This is a genomic window from uncultured Methanobrevibacter sp., from assembly GCF_902774605.1.
GTDB lineage: Archaea > Methanobacteriota > Methanobacteria > Methanobacteriales > Methanobacteriaceae > Methanocatella.
The window spans coordinates 1-16,200 of the sequence record NZ_CACYJE010000042.1 but is presented as its reverse complement, the minus strand read 5'-3'; the positions used below and the strand labels follow the sequence as shown (position 1 = coordinate 16,200).

The 16,200-nt window shown below is 40.2% G+C and carries 21 protein-coding genes and 1 pseudogene; 12 read left to right on the top strand and 10 right to left on the bottom strand.

Annotated features, from left to right (window positions below):
• The first annotated feature begins 116 nt into the window (after window positions 1-116).
• Window positions 117-476 (top strand): hypothetical protein, encoded by a 360-nt coding sequence (locus QZU77_RS08060; RefSeq protein WP_295602918.1) that lies wholly within the window; start codon window positions 117-119, stop codon window positions 474-476.
• Here QZU77_RS08060 and QZU77_RS08055 read toward each other — a convergent pair.
• Window positions 473-655 (bottom strand): hypothetical protein, encoded by a 183-nt coding sequence (locus tag QZU77_RS08055; RefSeq protein WP_295602916.1) that lies wholly within the window; start codon window positions 653-655, stop codon window positions 473-475. The two genes, QZU77_RS08060 and QZU77_RS08055, sit on opposite strands and share 4 nt — an antisense overlap.
• Here QZU77_RS08055 and QZU77_RS08050 point away from each other — a divergent pair.
• Window positions 645-803, top strand: a complete 159-nt coding sequence (locus tag QZU77_RS08050; RefSeq protein ID WP_295602914.1) for a hypothetical protein — start codon at window positions 645-647, stop codon at window positions 801-803. The genes QZU77_RS08055 and QZU77_RS08050 overlap by 11 nt on opposite strands.
• A 23-nt stretch (window positions 804-826) precedes the next feature.
• On the opposite strand, the gene QZU77_RS08045 is transcribed toward QZU77_RS08050, so the two are convergent.
• The 3 genes from QZU77_RS08045 to QZU77_RS08035 form a co-directional block, all read right to left on the bottom strand.
• On the bottom strand, window positions 827-949 hold the full coding sequence (locus tag QZU77_RS08045) for a hypothetical protein (protein ID WP_295602912.1): 123 nt from the start codon (window positions 947-949) through the stop codon (window positions 827-829).
• 37 nt (window positions 950-986) lie between these two features.
• Window positions 987-1,361 carry a helix-turn-helix transcriptional regulator gene (locus tag QZU77_RS08040; protein WP_295602910.1) on the bottom strand — a complete coding sequence of 125 codons (375 nt, stop codon included), beginning with the start codon at window positions 1,359-1,361 and terminating at the stop codon, window positions 987-989.
• A gap of 184 nt (window positions 1,362-1,545) precedes the next feature.
• Window positions 1,546-1,956 carry a C-GCAxxG-C-C family protein gene (locus QZU77_RS08035; RefSeq protein ID WP_295602908.1) on the bottom strand — a complete coding sequence of 137 codons (411 nt, stop codon included), beginning with the start codon at window positions 1,954-1,956 and terminating at the stop codon, window positions 1,546-1,548.
• A 75-nt stretch (window positions 1,957-2,031) separates the two neighbouring features.
• Between QZU77_RS08035 and QZU77_RS08030 the strand changes: the two genes are divergently transcribed.
• Window positions 2,032-2,427, top strand: a complete 396-nt coding sequence (locus QZU77_RS08030; RefSeq protein ID WP_295602906.1) for a flavodoxin family protein — start codon at window positions 2,032-2,034, stop codon at window positions 2,425-2,427.
• Between the two features lie 10 nt (window positions 2,428-2,437).
• Here QZU77_RS08030 and QZU77_RS08025 read toward each other — a convergent pair whose 3' ends face one another.
• The 5 genes from QZU77_RS08025 to QZU77_RS08005 form a co-directional block, all read right to left on the bottom strand.
• Complete coding sequence (locus QZU77_RS08025) at window positions 2,438-4,696, bottom strand: ABC transporter permease (RefSeq protein WP_295602903.1); 2,259 nt, start codon at window positions 4,694-4,696, stop codon at window positions 2,438-2,440.
• A 197-nt stretch (window positions 4,697-4,893) separates the two neighbouring features.
• Entirely contained in the window at window positions 4,894-5,115 is a 222-nt protein-coding gene (locus QZU77_RS08020) for a hypothetical protein (RefSeq protein WP_295602901.1), read from the bottom strand.
• A gap of 67 nt (window positions 5,116-5,182) precedes the next feature.
• Window positions 5,183-7,186: an ABC transporter permease gene (locus tag QZU77_RS08015; protein WP_295602899.1), complete on the bottom strand. Its 2,004-nt coding sequence runs from the start codon at window positions 7,184-7,186 to the stop codon at window positions 5,183-5,185.
• A 21-nt stretch (window positions 7,187-7,207) separates the two neighbouring features.
• The gene (locus QZU77_RS08010; RefSeq protein ID WP_295602897.1) at window positions 7,208-7,453 is read right to left on the bottom strand and encodes a hypothetical protein; all 246 of its coding nucleotides are present in this window, start codon (window positions 7,451-7,453) and stop codon (window positions 7,208-7,210) included.
• Window positions 7,454-7,457: 4 nt separating this feature from the next.
• On the bottom strand, window positions 7,458-8,162 hold the full coding sequence (locus QZU77_RS08005; protein ID WP_295602895.1) for an ABC transporter ATP-binding protein: 705 nt from the start codon (window positions 8,160-8,162) through the stop codon (window positions 7,458-7,460).
• A 99-nt stretch (window positions 8,163-8,261) separates the two neighbouring features.
• Here QZU77_RS08005 and QZU77_RS08000 point away from each other — a divergent pair.
• The 6 genes and pseudogenes from QZU77_RS08000 to pyrI form a co-directional block, all read left to right on the top strand.
• Window positions 8,262-8,498 (top strand): annotated as a pseudogene (locus tag QZU77_RS08000) (ATP-binding cassette domain-containing protein); the annotation flags it as partial.
• A 468-nt stretch (window positions 8,499-8,966) separates the two neighbouring features.
• A complete protein-coding gene (gene hisA, locus QZU77_RS07995) occupies window positions 8,967-9,710 on the top strand; it encodes a 1-(5-phosphoribosyl)-5-[(5-phosphoribosylamino)methylideneamino]imidazole-4-carboxamide isomerase (RefSeq protein ID WP_295602893.1) in 744 nt (247 codons plus the stop codon).
• Window positions 9,707-10,171: an FAD synthase gene (locus tag QZU77_RS07990; RefSeq protein ID WP_295602920.1), complete on the top strand. Its 465-nt coding sequence runs from the start codon at window positions 9,707-9,709 to the stop codon at window positions 10,169-10,171. The genes hisA and QZU77_RS07990 overlap by 4 nt, the downstream gene beginning before the upstream one ends.
• Before the next feature lie 12 nt (window positions 10,172-10,183).
• Window positions 10,184-11,206, top strand: a complete 1,023-nt coding sequence (gene argC, locus QZU77_RS07985) for an N-acetyl-gamma-glutamyl-phosphate reductase (protein ID WP_295602891.1) — start codon at window positions 10,184-10,186, stop codon at window positions 11,204-11,206.
• A 12-nt stretch (window positions 11,207-11,218) separates the two neighbouring features.
• The gene (locus QZU77_RS07980) at window positions 11,219-11,707 is read left to right on the top strand and encodes a flavodoxin (protein ID WP_295602889.1); all 489 of its coding nucleotides are present in this window, start codon (window positions 11,219-11,221) and stop codon (window positions 11,705-11,707) included.
• An 11-nt stretch (window positions 11,708-11,718) separates the two neighbouring features.
• On the top strand, window positions 11,719-12,189 hold the full coding sequence (gene pyrI, locus QZU77_RS07975) for an aspartate carbamoyltransferase regulatory subunit (RefSeq protein ID WP_295602887.1): 471 nt from the start codon (window positions 11,719-11,721) through the stop codon (window positions 12,187-12,189).
• Window positions 12,190-12,199: 10 nt separating this feature from the next.
• Here the strand turns inward: pyrI and QZU77_RS07970 are convergent, their stop codons facing one another.
• Window positions 12,200-13,405: a GMC family oxidoreductase N-terminal domain-containing protein gene (locus QZU77_RS07970; RefSeq protein ID WP_295602885.1), complete on the bottom strand. Its 1,206-nt coding sequence runs from the start codon at window positions 13,403-13,405 to the stop codon at window positions 12,200-12,202.
• Window positions 13,406-13,520: 115 nt separating this feature from the next.
• Between QZU77_RS07970 and QZU77_RS07965 the strand changes: the two genes are divergently transcribed.
• The 3 genes from QZU77_RS07965 (at window position 13,521) to QZU77_RS07955 (ending at window position 16,068) form a co-directional block, all read left to right on the top strand.
• Window positions 13,521-14,012 (top strand): hypothetical protein, encoded by a 492-nt coding sequence (locus tag QZU77_RS07965; protein WP_295602883.1) that lies wholly within the window; start codon window positions 13,521-13,523, stop codon window positions 14,010-14,012.
• A gap of 126 nt (window positions 14,013-14,138) precedes the next feature.
• Entirely contained in the window at window positions 14,139-15,509 is a 1,371-nt protein-coding gene (locus tag QZU77_RS07960; protein ID WP_295602881.1) for a TldD/PmbA family protein, read from the top strand.
• A 1-nt stretch (window position 15,510) separates the two neighbouring features.
• Complete coding sequence (locus QZU77_RS07955; RefSeq protein ID WP_295602878.1) at window positions 15,511-16,068, top strand: TIGR00296 family protein; 558 nt, start codon at window positions 15,511-15,513, stop codon at window positions 16,066-16,068.
• The last annotated feature ends 132 nt before the right edge of the window (window positions 16,069-16,200 follow it).

Genomic DNA, 16,200 nt, shown 5'->3' with positions numbered 1-16,200 from the left:
CGCCGGTCGTCACGGCCGTGGCTGGATCATTGCCGCTTCGGTCATGCCGCGTTATAATTGCAACAGCACGGCGGACAAAGCACAAGCGCCGAAACTGTGATTTTGGAGGGGGCATCATGGTCCAGCGGAAGGATCTGTTCGAGGGCACCCGCCCGGCCAGGCTCGGGATCGACGGGGAGACCGAAATGCCCATCCTGTACTACAAGGATGCGTGCGCATATTTTTACTTCACGGCGGACGCCGAGGCGGTGCAAAAGCGCCTGCCCTCGGACAATCCGCACGTCATCAAGGTGTCGCCCACGCGCTGCATGGTCGCACTGGCGACGTATAACTACATCCACGCGTCGGTCGGCAGCTATGGCGAGACGGTCATGGTCGTCATCTGCACAATCAGGACAACCGCAGATACTTATTTCAATATCATCATCGTCATGATCATGACAATCACAGTCGGGGTCAGAGCATGTGTCTTTTAATTCATGTTCATGATGAGGCTCATCCTCATCATGACAACCACAATCAGGATCACTACAAGAATCCACTTCCTCATGCTCATGACTATGCTCATGCTCATGACTATGCTCATGCTCATGACTATGCTCATGATGATGCTCATGCTCATGACTATGCTCATGATGATGCTCATGCTCATCATGACAACCACAATCAGGATCACTACAAGAATCCTCTTCATGATGGTGATGATCGTGATCATGGTCATCTGCACAGTCAGGACAGCCGCAAATGCTTATGTCAACATCCTCATTGTAGTCTATTTCCTCTCGATGGTCATATACACTTAAATCTGAATTTTCTTGATAGTCTCTTAATAACTGCTTATCGTAATGATTAGAATCTGTACAGTGAATATCTTCACATTCTGGGTCAAAACAGATGTAGTTATAATGTTCTGGTTTGCGGCAGTTTTCATCTGCACAATCTGCATCATAACATCTATTCTCCACCATAGTATCACCAATTAAAAATTATTCTAATATATGCTCTAATCCTACTTTGTAAATCATTTCAATGTGCAGGTCGGTTAGTGAGTATCTTGCCATTTTACCTTCTTTCTGGTATTTGACAAGATTGTTTGCACGCAATATCCTTAATTGATTTGAAACTGTTGTCTGGTTCAAGTCTAATGCATCGCAAATGTCGCATACACATAAGTCTTCGACTGCAAGTAGGGAAATAATTTTTAATCTTGTTGGGTTTCCGAATATTTTGAAGAATTCAGATAGCTCAGCATATTCTTCTTCTGATGGCATGCGTCCTTTCACTCTTTCAACTGCATCTTCATGAGAGTTGAATACTTCGCATACCCCTTCATCGTTGTTTTCAAGATTATTATTTTCCATAGTAATCACATATATTATATATTTACATATTATGATATGTTTATGTATTTAAAAGTTTTCATATCATGATATTATGATATGTTAATTTGAAAAAAATAATATGCACAACACCAATCCCGAGAATCTTTTCACCGTAAAATGCCAAAACACATATAAAATAACATTTTAGGCCCAAAATCATCAACTATAATATGCCATTAACAATTTTTGCTGCAGATTCAACCATTTTTGGACAAAACTCTTTAAACAAATCATTATCTCGGGCAAATTGAACGCCTTCAGGAGTGCTGATATCACATTCAAGCAAATCACGACAGATTATTGATCCGTTTTCGTTTTTGAATTCATCCAAAAACTTTTCACAAACCTCATTGCTCTTGGCCTTATCATCACCATACTTCAATCCCAGTGCCATGAGCGCACCGGTGCAAGCTCCACAGACTTCACCCTTGCGCATTCCGCTTCCAAAACAAGCTCCAATCTTTAAGGCCTGTTCTTTTGAAAGACCATAATCTTCACTGAATGCTGCAAAAACTGCCTGTGAGCACACATAACCGTTTTCAAATAGCTGAACTGCTTCCTCAATAGAATTCATGAATAATTATATTAAAAAAGAGATTAATTAATATATCTAAAATTTAACAATGACTGAAAAAAAAGAAAAAAGTCAATGAATATTATTGACTTTGTGGAATTTACACCAGTAACTGTTTATTACGGAACCGTGAATCCTACACTGACCAATTTCATGACCCGAGTATTTTTCTCATCATTTTTTGGAGGAAAAAGAATATTCCGCCTAAAACCCGCTGCATCAGTAGCCATCGCACGAAGAGCAGGAACAATGATTGCAATAGACACAATTAACAGATTTTTCGCATGGGCCGAAATGCCAATAATAAGCTCAACATATTGGAATGTGATTTATGGAATCAATCCCCAAGAAACACTTCAGGACCATGAAGGTCTCCTAACAATGAGAAACCTGGCAGGAAACATGGCATGGTTTTTGAAAATCAAAGAATTAAGCTTAAAAGAGGGTATTGAACTGCCAACACATGAATAAGAATGGATAGTCAATCAACATCCTTCAATGCTTCAACCATATTCAAATCATTGATCTTATCTGAAAACATCAGATTAACACCAATTGATATTGAAAACGTTATGACTGCAGTCAACAAGATATTTCCCCAAGTCAACGATGGAATATAGTAAAGTGAGTTCCCGGCGGCATTCATCATCAATGTCATGAAGTACAATCCCAACGGCAAGCCCAAAACATAACCGATAGCAGTAAAGATAACATTCTGGGTCAGCAGCAGTTTTCTTAAGACATTTGTCCTAAAACCCAACACTTTCAAGGTTGCAATCTCCCTTTCCATTTCAGTAAATGACAATATGCCCAGATTATACAATACTATGATTGCCAGTGCCCCTGCAACGATTGTCACCACATAAACCATCATCATCACCGCAGAAGTCATCTGGTCCCAGCTTTCCTCCATCTTTCTGATCGTTGTGGTTGACTTGATTGAATCGTAGTTTTCACCGAATTTCTCTTTTGTTAAAATGTTTGTAGGCGTGAAATTCAATCCTTCATCTTCCAATGTATCCGGAGACATTATAAGACCCTGTTGTATCGGTTCTGCATGGATTTGGTCTATTTTGGATGTCACCCACTTGTCATTTCCGACAATATGCCATTTGACCTTATCTCCAATGGCCAAGCCAAACCTGTCGGCCAACTTCTGTGAAATGGAGACATCACCCTCCTCAATTTCAATAGGATTCATGTTGCTGTCAGTGTAGGATATCAAATCCGTGTTGTTTGTAGCTAGAAGCGTGACCGTGTCTTCCTCATCATTTGCCTTAATTTCAATTGACTGCTGCATGATGAAGCTTCCATCAGTCTCGTTTAAAATATAGTACAATTCCAATGGGTTTGCCTCACTGGAAAGCAATAATTTTGACTCATAGTGAGAAATGTCATCATATTCCCATGATTTCAACTCTTCCAAGCTGTCATTCATGCCGAATGCTGCAATCAATAGTGCTACACAACCCATAACTCCCACAATTGTCATGAGTGCCCTGAACTTATTGCTTTTTGCATCCCTTATGTTCCAGCGAATATTGAAGTTCAAGTGTTTCCAGAACCTTGACCTTTCCAGCATCCCTTTTGATGATACATCAGGTGCTTTTGGCCTCATGGTATTTGCGGGATTTTCCTTTGAGATTCTTCTGCATGAGAGATATGTAACCAGTACCGACAATACCACCAGTGATATGGCAATGTATACGAAGCTCATGTCAAAGCCGGGATTCCATGACGGCATGCTATAGCTTACGGTCATTGTCGGATAAAACATTTGTGGAATAATCATTGGTCCGGTTATCAATCCCAAAACCGCTCCTGCAATAACCGGCCAGAAACCGTAGGATATGTAATGCAGGATTATTGTTTTGTCCTTAAATCCAACTGCCTTCAGTATTCCAATCTGTGTTCTCTGGTGTGAAACTATCCGGGTCATTGTTGTCAAAAGCGTCAGGAAGGTTACCAGGATGAAGACTATTGGAAATACGTCTCCAATCATCTTGTGCTGGGCCATCTCATCTGCGAATTTGGAAACACTTAGATGGTCGTTTTGCTTGGTGAATGACAAGTAATCAATGGAATCATCCAATTTTTCCCGGAATTGCTTGTCGGAGATGTTGTACTTAACAAGCAATGTGTCATATTCTATATCTTCAGGATATGCCCTAGCGGATAGGTATGCGAATCCCATCGTGGAAAAATCAGGCGTTAGGGATGACGGCGAGGTTTCAAATACATATTCCGGAGAATATCCTAGTCCCTTGATTTCCTTTTTGATTGTTTGATTGTTGAATTCTAATTTTATTGTATCCCCAACATGGAGATTGCGTGCTTCTGCAAATCGTGTGTCCAGCCATACTCCCGAAGCGTCAGATGCATTGAACTTTTTACCTTCAGTAGTGTAAAATTTGGAAATCGTTCCCTTTTCTATGAAGTGCAATGTAATGTCCGGCTGGTTTTCCATATCCGCCACGGATTGAATGACCGCCTGCCTATCCACATCTGTTGTAAAATCACTTATCTTATCGAATGTGGATTCATCAAAATCAGTATTGTAAACCCATCCGTCTGCAAGGTTTGTTTGGGCGTAAAATTCATTGGATGTTTGTTCCAAACCATAGTATTCTGCATAGATTCCACTGTATGCGAAAATACCTATAAATGCCATTAGGAATATTGCAATGAACTGTGTCCTATTGATTTTAATTTCCCTCAGCATCTTCTTGGACAGTGACATGATTAATATATCTGAAAATTAGAATATAAAAAACCTCTTTTAAATTAAGTGAAGCACCAATTAAATGTACAGTTGCCAAATGTTCCCATAAAATAAACAATGGATTTTGACATTAACATCAACTATCAATCGAATAAAACATTATTAAAAATTGCAGTATACATCAAATCGATTAAAAATAGAAAAAATAATGAATGTTAATATGAATCAATCAATTCCTGAAACAGAGAGACTGTTTCATCAACACTCATTTCGGCACTTTCACTAACCTCCCTAAGATTAGCTTCCCAAAGGGAAATCTTGCCCATAGGAGTGACCAGAAACTTGAACTTATGATTTCTTTTAACCAAATCCGTCTTAAGCAACGGATAGGCATTGAGCAAATCCATATATTTTGACTGTTCTGTAACTTCAACCATATTAATAGTTAAATCTGGCTTGCATTTAAATATTTTGTCACTTATCACGTGTGAATAAGGTTAAATCCTACTCTCCACTTTTAAGTGACTCAACCATATCAAGTCTTTTGATTTTTCGTGAAAACATCAAATTGACAAAAATGGACAATGCAAATGTTATCACGGCAGTCAACAGTAAATTTGAAAGGGTTATTGAAGGCAAGATATAGAATGAATCCCCTGATGATGCCCACATTACATCCAAGATCATATAACCTACTGGTAAGCCCAATATGAAACCGATGGCAGTAAACCACAGGTTCTGTGTCAATAACAGTTTCCTCAAGGCACTGGTCTTGAAACCCAGGACTTTCAATGTTGCGATTTCCCTCTCGATTTCAGTAAATGACAGCAATCCAAGATTGTACAATACTACAATAGCCAAAAGCGCCGCAAAGAATATCAGAATGTATATCAAAAGCCACATTGACTCGGTCATTTCATCCCAACTTGAGGTCATGTCCTTCATTGAGTTGGCCACCTTGACACCGTCATAATCCTTGTCGACATGCTCTGCTGTGATGATGCTTGTTGTAGCGTAGTTCAAGTCCAAATCCTCAAGCTTGTCCGAGGACATTATGAAACCCTGTGAGATCGGGTCTGCATGAATCTTATCTATTTTAGTCTTGACCCACTTATCCGAACCCATAATGTGCCACTTGACCTTGTCGCCGACCTTAACGCCTAGCATATCTGCCATCTTTTGTGAAATTGAAACTTCATCGTCCCTGATTTCAACATGATTGCGGTCATAATCAGTAGGCGTTATCAGCTCAGTATCATTGACAACCAGCAGCGAACCAGACTTTTTGGCATTGTCCGACTCTATTTCAATTGATGATTCCATGATCTTGTCGCCGTTCACATCCTCGGCAACATTGTCTATTTGTGAAACGCTTGCATTATCTTCAACCACCAGTTTTGAATCGTAATGATTGATATCCGAATACTCCCATTCCTTCAAGTCATTCATCCCGTCATACATTCCGAAAGCACATACGAGCAGTGCACTGCAACCGATTACACCAATTATGGTCATCAGTGCACGAGACTTGTTTCTTTTGGCATCACGCCAGTTCCATCGGGCATTGAATGACAATCTCTTCCAGATGCCCAGCTTTTCAACGAATCCTGAAGTGGACACCTTAGGTGTTTTTGGCCTGATGGTGTCTGCCGGCTTTTCATTGGAGATATTCCTTACAGAGTAATATGAAACCGCAAGTGACATCAAAACCATCAATGCCGCCACGTATACAAAGTTCATGCTCCATGCAGGATTCCATGAAGGCATCTTGTATGTTGCGCTCATTGAGGGATAAAACAGCTGAGGTAAGGTCATCGGCCCCAGTATCAATCCTAAAATCGCACCTACCAGCACAAGCCAGAAACCGTAGGACACATAATGAAGTATGATTGAATGGTTTTTAAATCCGCTGGCCTTCAGGATGCCTATTTGTGTTCGCTGATGAGTGATTATTCTTCTCATGGTTGTGAGAAGTATCAGCATTGCAATCAATATGAACACCACTGGGAAAATATCACCCATCATCTTGTGTTGCGCCATTTCCTCTGAAAACTGACCTACACTGACATGCTCTGACCTTTCAACGAATGAACTATAGTATCCTCCCATATGATAGTCCAACAGTTCACTGTAGGTTTCAGGTTCCCCCTCAAACTTGACGTTCAAGACATTGTATGGAACCGTATCCTCAGGAAATGCCTTATATGACATGTATGCAAAACCGATCTTGTTGAAATCAGGTATCACCGAGGAGGATGATGCGTGATAGACATATTCCGGCGAGTATCCTAATCCCCTGATTGTTTTTGTAATCCTGTAGTCTGCAAACTCGAAGGTTATCTTATCGCCGATCCCAAGTCCCTTTGCATCTGCAAAGCTCTTGTCCAGCCACACTCCATTTTCATCATTGATGTCTAATTTTTCACCTTCAATCAGGTAGAATTTGGATATGGTATTGTTTTCAACGAAATGCAGCGTTATGTCGGGGTCGTTTTTAAAGTCCCCCACCGAGTCAACCACCAGTTGCCTTTACATATCGGTCGTTGCGCCTAAAACATCAACCTGATACACGAACAAGTCATTGATATAGTTTGAGTATATCCATCCGTCAGCCAAGTTGGTTTCATCGTAATAGTCATTGACGTTGACTTCCAGGCCTACGGATTCTCCGCCGACACCTGCAAACACAAACACCCCTAGAAATGCCATTAGAAAAATAGATATGAATTGGGCCTTGTGCTTGGAGATGTCTCTCAACATCTTCCTTGCAAGCATCTGCTCACCATTCTAAGTCAGTTACCTTTTTTGGATTTTCATTAACTACAGTACTTTCAATTTGGCCATTTTTAATCCTAATAACCTTATCGGCCGCTTCTGCAAGTATTGCATTGTGAGTCACTATTACAACTGTTGTATTTTTGTTGTTGCTCATGTCCTGAAGCAAATTTAAAATCAGCACGCCTGTTTTTGAATCAAGCGCTCCTGTCGGCTCATCACATAGAAGCATTGTAGGTTGTTTAGCAACAGCACGTGCAATTGATACTCTTTGCTGTTCCCCACCGGACAATTGTGAGGGAAACTGATTTGCATGGTTTTTTAGGCCAACTGAATCAAGAACACTTAACCCATCTATATCCACATCCACAATATCCTTCATTAATTCAACGTTTTCAATTGCGGTCAAGTTTGGGATTAAGTTGTAGAATTGGAAAATGAAACCAACGTTTTTTGCACGATATTCTGTTAGCTGATTATCATTAAATGATTCGACATGATTGCCATTTACAATTATTTGACCGGAAGTTACTGAGTCAAGTCCTCCTAAAAGATTTAGAAGTGTTGACTTTCCTGCTCCTGAAGGTCCGAGAATTACAACAAATTCTCCTTCATCAATTGTAAAGTTTACATCATCCATAGCTTTTAAAATGTGATCTCCCGATTTATACTCCTTAATCACATTTTTAAATTCTATAATTTTACTCATGTACACACCTTCTTCATAATTATTTATATGTTTATATATTCTGATAAATAAAGTATTTATTATTTAGTCAAACCTAAATAATTTTCATTGAAAGATGAAAATGAAAGAATTTTGGAAAACATTCGCATCGGAAGAAAAGATGCAACAGATGAGGAGGTAATTGAAGCTGCTCGACTTGCTGAATGCGATGAATTCGTTCAAAAGCTTCCGGAGAGATATGATACTGTCATTGGCGAAAACGGGAAATTGTTGTCAGGGGGCCAGAGGCAAAGGATTTCAATTGCAAGGGCCTTGCTCAAGGATGCAAATGTCATTCTTTTGGATGAGGCGACATCAACATCAATGAAAATCTCAATACCATTATAATAACCCAATGGGAAATCGGACAGTGTTTTTGTCAAGTCATATATGCTAATGCACAAATCACCCTTTCCAAAATAGACTATCTTGTCATCGCCTACAGCATATGAGTATCTTCCTTCTGCACAATGATTGATTTCCAACAGCCTATGATCAATTTTTTCCTCTACAAAAACCTCATCCACATTGTCAATGGCCAAATCAATATTGGACAGGATGACTCCAGGAAATATCGAATAGGTTTCAAGATTTCCGTATTCCGCATCATCACCCAACTCAAGAACAGTCTTATTGCCCTCATTTTTAATATCAAATGATGAAATTAAAACATCATCAAATAATCGATAGAGATTTTCATTCATAATGCTATTATATAATCAATAGATATAAAACATTTCAAAACATATAATTATATTATAATAAAATATTACAGGAAAAATCCAAATGTCATTTAAAAAAGACGAAATGTTAATAATGCCTGCAGTTGATATAAAAAACGGCAAATGTGTCCAACTTGTACAGGGAGAACCTGGAAGTGAAATGGTTGAGATAGAAAATCCAGAAAAAGTTGCAAAACACTGGGAAGATTTGGGGGCTAAAAACATCCATGTTATCGACCTTGACGGAACAATAAATGGTGTTGCTAGTTTCGACATCATTAAAAAGATTCTCAAAGAGGTTTCCGTACCTATTCAGCTTGGTGGAGGAATCAGAAGTGTTGAATATGCCCGCCAATTATTGGACCTTGACATTGAAAGGCTGATAATCGGAACCATGGGAATACAGAACCCTGAAACAATCACCGAACTGTCCAATGAGTACGGTTCAGACAGGATAATGATTTCACTTGACAGCAAGGACAACAATGTTGTCATCAAGGGATGGCAGGAAAAGATAGACAAGAGTCCCGAAGAGCTGTCACAGGAATTCAAGGACCATGGAGCCGGAAGCATACTATTCACAAACGTTGACGTGGAAGGGCTTTTAGGAGGATTTTACACAGAGCCTGTAGAAAATCTTAAAAAATCTGTTGACTTGCCGATTGTCTATTCAGGCGGAATAACAACAATTGATGACATTAAATTATTGAATGAAAGCGGTGTGGAAGGAGTTGTTATCGGTTCTGCACTTTACACTGACAAGATTGATTTGACTGAAGCTTTAAGATACCAAAAGAGGATAATATAATGAAGATAATGGCGACCGGAACATTCGACATACTCCACCCCGGACACGGAGTTTACCTCGAGGAGTCCAAGAAACTAGGTGGAGAAGATGCCGAGCTTTATGTTGTTGTAGCACGTGATGCAACAGTTGAGAGAAGAAAAAGAGTGCCAATTGTAGGTGAAGACCAACGATTGGAACTTATTAAAATGCTTAAACCCGTAACAGATGCCTTTCTCGGCGATGCAAACGGCGATGTCTTCAAGATCGTGCGTGAAATCGATCCCGACATCATCACCGTGGGGGCAGACCAGAATCACGACATTGACAAGCTGCAGGCGGCAATCGACAAGAGAGGCCTGAAGGCAAAGGCTGTCCGCATTGAAAAGTACCGTGACTGCGAGCTTGACAGCAGCTGCAAGATAATTCGTAAAATACAGAATACTGACTTTAAAGGAAAGATTATGGATCATTGTGAAGATTAGGAGATTATTAAAATGTTTAATGTAGCAATTATAGGAGCAAGCGGATATACTGGTGGAGAACTTTTAAGGATGCTTTTAAACCATCCTGAAGTTGAAGTGACAGACATCACCTCAAGACAATACGATGGAACACCTGCACATAAGATTCATCCGCACATTAGGGATTCAGGACTTGTTTTCAAAAACAAAAGCCCTAGCGAGTTAGATGCAGATGTGGTGTTTACCGCAACACCTCACGGAGCATCAATGAAAATCGTGCCGGAAATACTTGAAACCGGTGCCAAAGTGGTTGACTTAAGCGGAGATTACCGTTACCGTGACACTGCTGTTTATGAGAAATGGTATGGTATGGAACACACCGACAAGGAACATAAAGGTGCATTCGGTCTTCCGGAATTGTATCGTGATGAAATCAAGAAGGCAGACCTTGTTGCAAATCCGGGATGCTTCCCAACCGGTGCAATATTGTCCTCATACCCGCTGGTTAAAAACAATCTGGTTGAAAGAATAATCATCGATTCAAAAACAGGAGTGAGTGGAGCGGGAGTCAATCCATCTGCAACCACACATTACCCGAACATTGCAGACAATGTCAATCCATATAAGATTTCATCCCACAGACACATGTCCGAGATTCAACAGGAGCTTCATGGATTCGATGACGTGAAAGTGTCATTCACCCCACATCTAGTGCCGGTCATACGCGGAATCCAGACAACAAGCCACAGCTTCCTAACTGATGATAACATGGACATCACCCCTGATGAAATCAGAAAACTATACGAAAAAGAATATGGTGATGAATTCTTCATCAAACTGATGGATGAAGGTGAAATTCCTCATTTAAGCAGTGTCCGTGGCTCCAACTTCGTACATATCGGAGGATTTGAAATAGATGAAACAGGTAGAGTTGTGATGCTGTCATGCATTGACAATCTTGTCAAAGGAGCATCAGGACAGGCAATACAGAACATGAACATAATACTTGGAATTGATGAGACATTAGGTTTAAGACACTTCGGATTACATCCCTAGGAGGATGGAACAATGGCTAAAGTAATTATCTATTATTCACAGGGCGGAAAAACCGATTTGATTGCAAGAGTATTGGGCAATCGATTGAATGCTGATTTGGTGAGGATTCATGATTTGAAAAACCGTGAAGGTTTCAAGAATAAATTATTATCATCATTGACATCATTCAGAGAAAGCAAGACAGATATCGTGCCTGCCAACGTTGACTTGACAGGATACGATACAATATACTTTGGAACACCAACATGGTCCGGAAACCCTACACCTGCAATATTGACAATAATCGACAGGTGCGATTTAAGGGCAAAGGACGTCATATTGTTCACTACAATGGACAACAGTCGTGCAGAGGGGACAATAGAAAGGTTGGAGCGTAAAGTCAAGTTGCGTGGGGCCAGAGTGATTGAAAGTTTTGCCATTCCAACCAAGAACAAGACTCCTGAACAATTAGTGAACGATACTGAAACAATGATTGAAATGAAAGATTTGAGAATGTATTAGGTGTGTTTGAAATGACTAAATCCGAATTAAAAATCAAAGCGATTGAAAACGGTACCGTGATTGATCACATTTCCGCCAACAAGGCATTGCACATCCTTAAAATCCTGGGCTTGCCAGATAAGGATACTCATAATGTCACAGTGGCGATGAATGTTGATTCCGGTGAAATCGGAAGAAAGGACATTGTTAAAATTGAGAATCGTGAATTGGACCATGAAGAACTTAATCAAATTGCTTTAATTGCTCCAAAAGCCACAATCAACATTATCAGAGATTTTAAGCCTATCAAAAAGGATAAGATTGTTCTTCCTGAAAAAATAAGTTCAATTATCAAGTGCACTAATCCCAAATGCATTACAAATTATGAAAATGAGCCAATAACACCTGTTTTCAACGTGATTAATAATTATCCTCCAGTTGTCAGGTGTCATTATTGTGAAAAATTAATAAAAACGGAAGATATCGATAAGCAATTCGAATAAATCTTCCATTCTAATTTTTTAAATGGTCCGCTAGCATTTTTGCTAATGCAAGTATTGTGAGTATTGGCGGTTTTCCAGGGGATATCGGCAATACGCTTGCATCACAAACATATAAATTTTCTATTTCTGTTTCTAGGTTGCTGTCAACTATTTTCCCAATTGCAGCGGTTCCTCCAGGATGTGCTCCACGGTACACTGTTGAGCCTATGGTGTTTGGATCCACTCCTGCCTTTTCCAGGATGAATCCTGCAGTGGCTGTTCCTTCTGCAAGGTATCTTATGTCCTGGATGGTGTTAATTTTCACCACTTCACCGTCATCGTCAATGTATCCTTTTGCCTCATCAGGTGTTTTCACCATTATGCTTAAAATGTCATTGTCAGTTACATTGTCATCGGGGATGTTTGCACGTATGAATGATGAGAAGTGGGGTGAGAGCACGAAGTTTTCACCTATCACCAGTCCGGCCATCTGCACCTCGGTGTTGAAGTTGACGTCCTTAAGGTATCCTCCCACTGAGACGAATGGGTCGAAGAATAGTTCACGGCCTGCCTCGGATATTCCGGTGTTTCTTAGGATGAATGTTGAGCCGATTGCTCCTGCTGAGAGGATGACTTTATCCGCTTTGATGATTTGTTCCTGATTGTCCTTGATGTATTTCACTCCGCAGGCAGCATCATTTTCAGTCATTATTTCTGTCGCTTCGGCTTCGGTTATTAATGTTGCTCCTGCTTCGACGGCTTCATCCACGAAGTCCTTTCCTGACCATTTTGCATCAGCTGGACATCCGAAAGCGCATTTTCCACATTGTATGCAGTCCTCTTCCCTGATTGCCTTTGGCATTTTCATTGTGTTCAATCCCAGTTCCTCACCGGCGTCAAGGAATGCCTGGGTTCCTTTTCCTATGTGTGAGTCGTCGAGCTGGTGAACGCCAACCAGTTCCTCAACGTACCTGTAGGCTTCGCTCAAGTCCACTCCATAGTCCAAAAGCTCTTCATCAAGTGCCCTCACCATGTTTGACATTGACACGATTGTTGCCCCGCCGATGCAGGTGGTTGTTAGGAGGTCGACTGTTTCATTGTACTTATCGTAATAGTTAAATGCATCTTTTGATTTTATATAAGGTCCTTTCTCTAAAATGGTTACTGGCAGGTTGTTTTTTGCAAGTTCACGAGCGATTATTGCTCCTCCTGCACCAGTACCTATAATCACATACATTCAATCACCAAAAATTTAATTGTTAACAATTGTTATATTAATCTTGCTATTTAAAATTTGTCATTAATTAAATATATTTAACCCGATTAATAAAATTATGATTTAGGTGTTGAATATGAAAAACAGAATATTGATATTAGCATTGATTTTAATTTTTGCTGTAGGTATCGCATCCGCAGCAGACCTGGACATGAACAGCATCAAGGCACCGGACTCATACAAGGTCAGTGATGACGATGCGCTATACTCCAGCCTTACAGGCTTGGAGATTGCTTTTGAGGAATTCGAATTGGATGATGTCAACGAAACAGATGACGACAATGACGATACTCGTGAAACCCACGATGACAACTCATTTGTAAACAATACAAAGCTAAACTACACCATAGTTCCGGGAGAGACTAGAAACACATTCAATTTCAATGACGAGTTGAATAAAATGTACGGATGCGTTGAATTGGTTGAAATCAACAATCAAAAATACACCGTCATGATTTGGGCAGATCAAGGAAACCCTGACGACATAATCAACAATGCAACAGAATGCTTAGAAAAATTAAACGAAATGAACGATTTCAAACCTCTCGACACTACACAATACGTATAATGCTTAAAAAAGCATTATAATCTTTTTTCTTTTTTTAAATTATCACACAAACAGCCATTAAAAAAACTTTTATTAAACATGCCACCCAATATAAAAATTAGATTAATAGTTAATTGAGTGATAATTATGGAAGAATATATCAGTTTATTCGAAAATATTATTGCAAAAACAAGCCCAAAAGTAGATTACATGGATATCAGATTCGGAATGGGTGACAATACTTCCATATTAATGAAAGATGGAAATGTAGATGAAATTAACACTGGAATGAGTTTAGGAACAAGAATAAGAGTGTTAAAAAATGGAGCTTGGGGTTTTGCATACACAACAGACTTATCAAAAATAAATGAGATAACAGAAACCGCATTAAAATTATCAGATTCACTTAAGGGAGATGTTGAATTAACCGAAAGTGAAATAATAAAGGATAAAGTGGAAGTCGATGTTAAAACACCATTCAAGGACGTGTCCATTGAAGAGAAAAAGGACATCATGAAATCCGCAAATGATGCCGCCACAATCGACAAGGTCAACAGTACCACCATAAGCTATGCCGACAGCGAAGTCAATGAGCTTTTCATGAACAGCGAAGGAAGCGAGATTCAAGTGAAAACCTCCCGCGTCAGAATGGCGCTGAACGCATCAGCAACAGACGGCGAAATAATACAGTTCGGACATGGTAGTCTCGGAGGAGTCAAAGGCTTTGAAATCATCCAAGATGCAGACATCGAAGAGTTCGGAAGAAACATAGGTGAAAAAGCGGTGAGACTTCTTGAGGCCAAGCCTGCACCATCAGGACAGTTCACAGTAATAGCAGACCCGGAATTGACAGGAGTTCTAATCCACGAAGCGCTGGGCCATGCAACCGAAGGAGACCTGATACTGCAGAACGATTCCATTCTTAAAGACAAGATCGGTGAGAAAATTGCCTCAGACATTGTAAACATTTTCGATGACGCAAGCAGGAAAGATGGATTCGGCTACTATCCTTATGACGTTGAGGGAGTTAGGACAAAACCTAACCAGCTCGTCAAGAACGGGGAATTAATCTCACTATTGAATTCAAGGGAAACCTCATCCAAATTGGGAATGAAATCATCAGGAAATGCAAGGTCACTCATTGCAGACCAGCCAATTGTGAGGATGAGCAACACTTATCTGCAGCCTGGAGACAACACATTCGAGGAATTGCTTGAGGACATCCCTAATGGAATGTACCTTAAAGGCTCAAGAGGCGGCCAGGTGGATACCGGAAAAGGTATTTTCCAATTCAACGCTGCTGAAGGATACATGATTGAAAACGGCGAGATAACAACACCCCTAAGGGACGTGTCACTGTCCGGAAACATCCTTGAAACCCTGAAAAACATTGATGCAATCGGCAACGACTTTAAGTTGAGCGTAGGTTTCTGTGGAAAAGGCGGACAGACCGCACCTGTAGGTGATGGAGGACCGCATACAAGAATATTGAATGCACTAGTTGGAGGAATGGGTTAAAATGATCAGTGACAAAGCAGGAGAATACCTAGTCAACCTTTCAAAGGAAGCAGTTAAACATTACTTGGAAACAGGAGAGAAATTGGACAAACCGGAAGACTATCCTATTGAATTGGATGAAAAACTGGGAGTGTTCGTAACATTAAACAAGAACAATAACCTAAGAGGATGCATTGGATATGCAGAACCTGTTGAAACAGCAATTGACGCTACAATAGAAGTTGCAATAGCGGCCGCATTCAATGACCCTAGATTTCCACAATTGAGTGAAAAGGAATATGATGATTTAGAATTTGAAGTCACAGTCCTGACAAAACCTGAAATGATTGTCGTGGCACACCCTGACCAGTACTTTGACGAGATTGAAATCGGCCGTGACGGCCTCATTATACAAAAGGGATATGCCAGAGGATTGCTGCTCCCGCAGGTGGCTGTTGAGAACATGTTCACCATCGAGGATTTCCTCGACCACACATGCATGAAGGCAGGAATCAGTGCGGACAGCTGGATGGATGAAAGCTGTGACGTTTACAAGTTCCAAGGACAAATATTTAAATAAGTGATTAAAATGATGATACCATCTGAAATATCAATTACGTCGAATAAGAAGAGACAATTACTTGTCTCCCCTCTTCTAAGAACCGTACGTGTCCCTTTTAAGACATACGGCTCAAGCATACTTATAAGAATT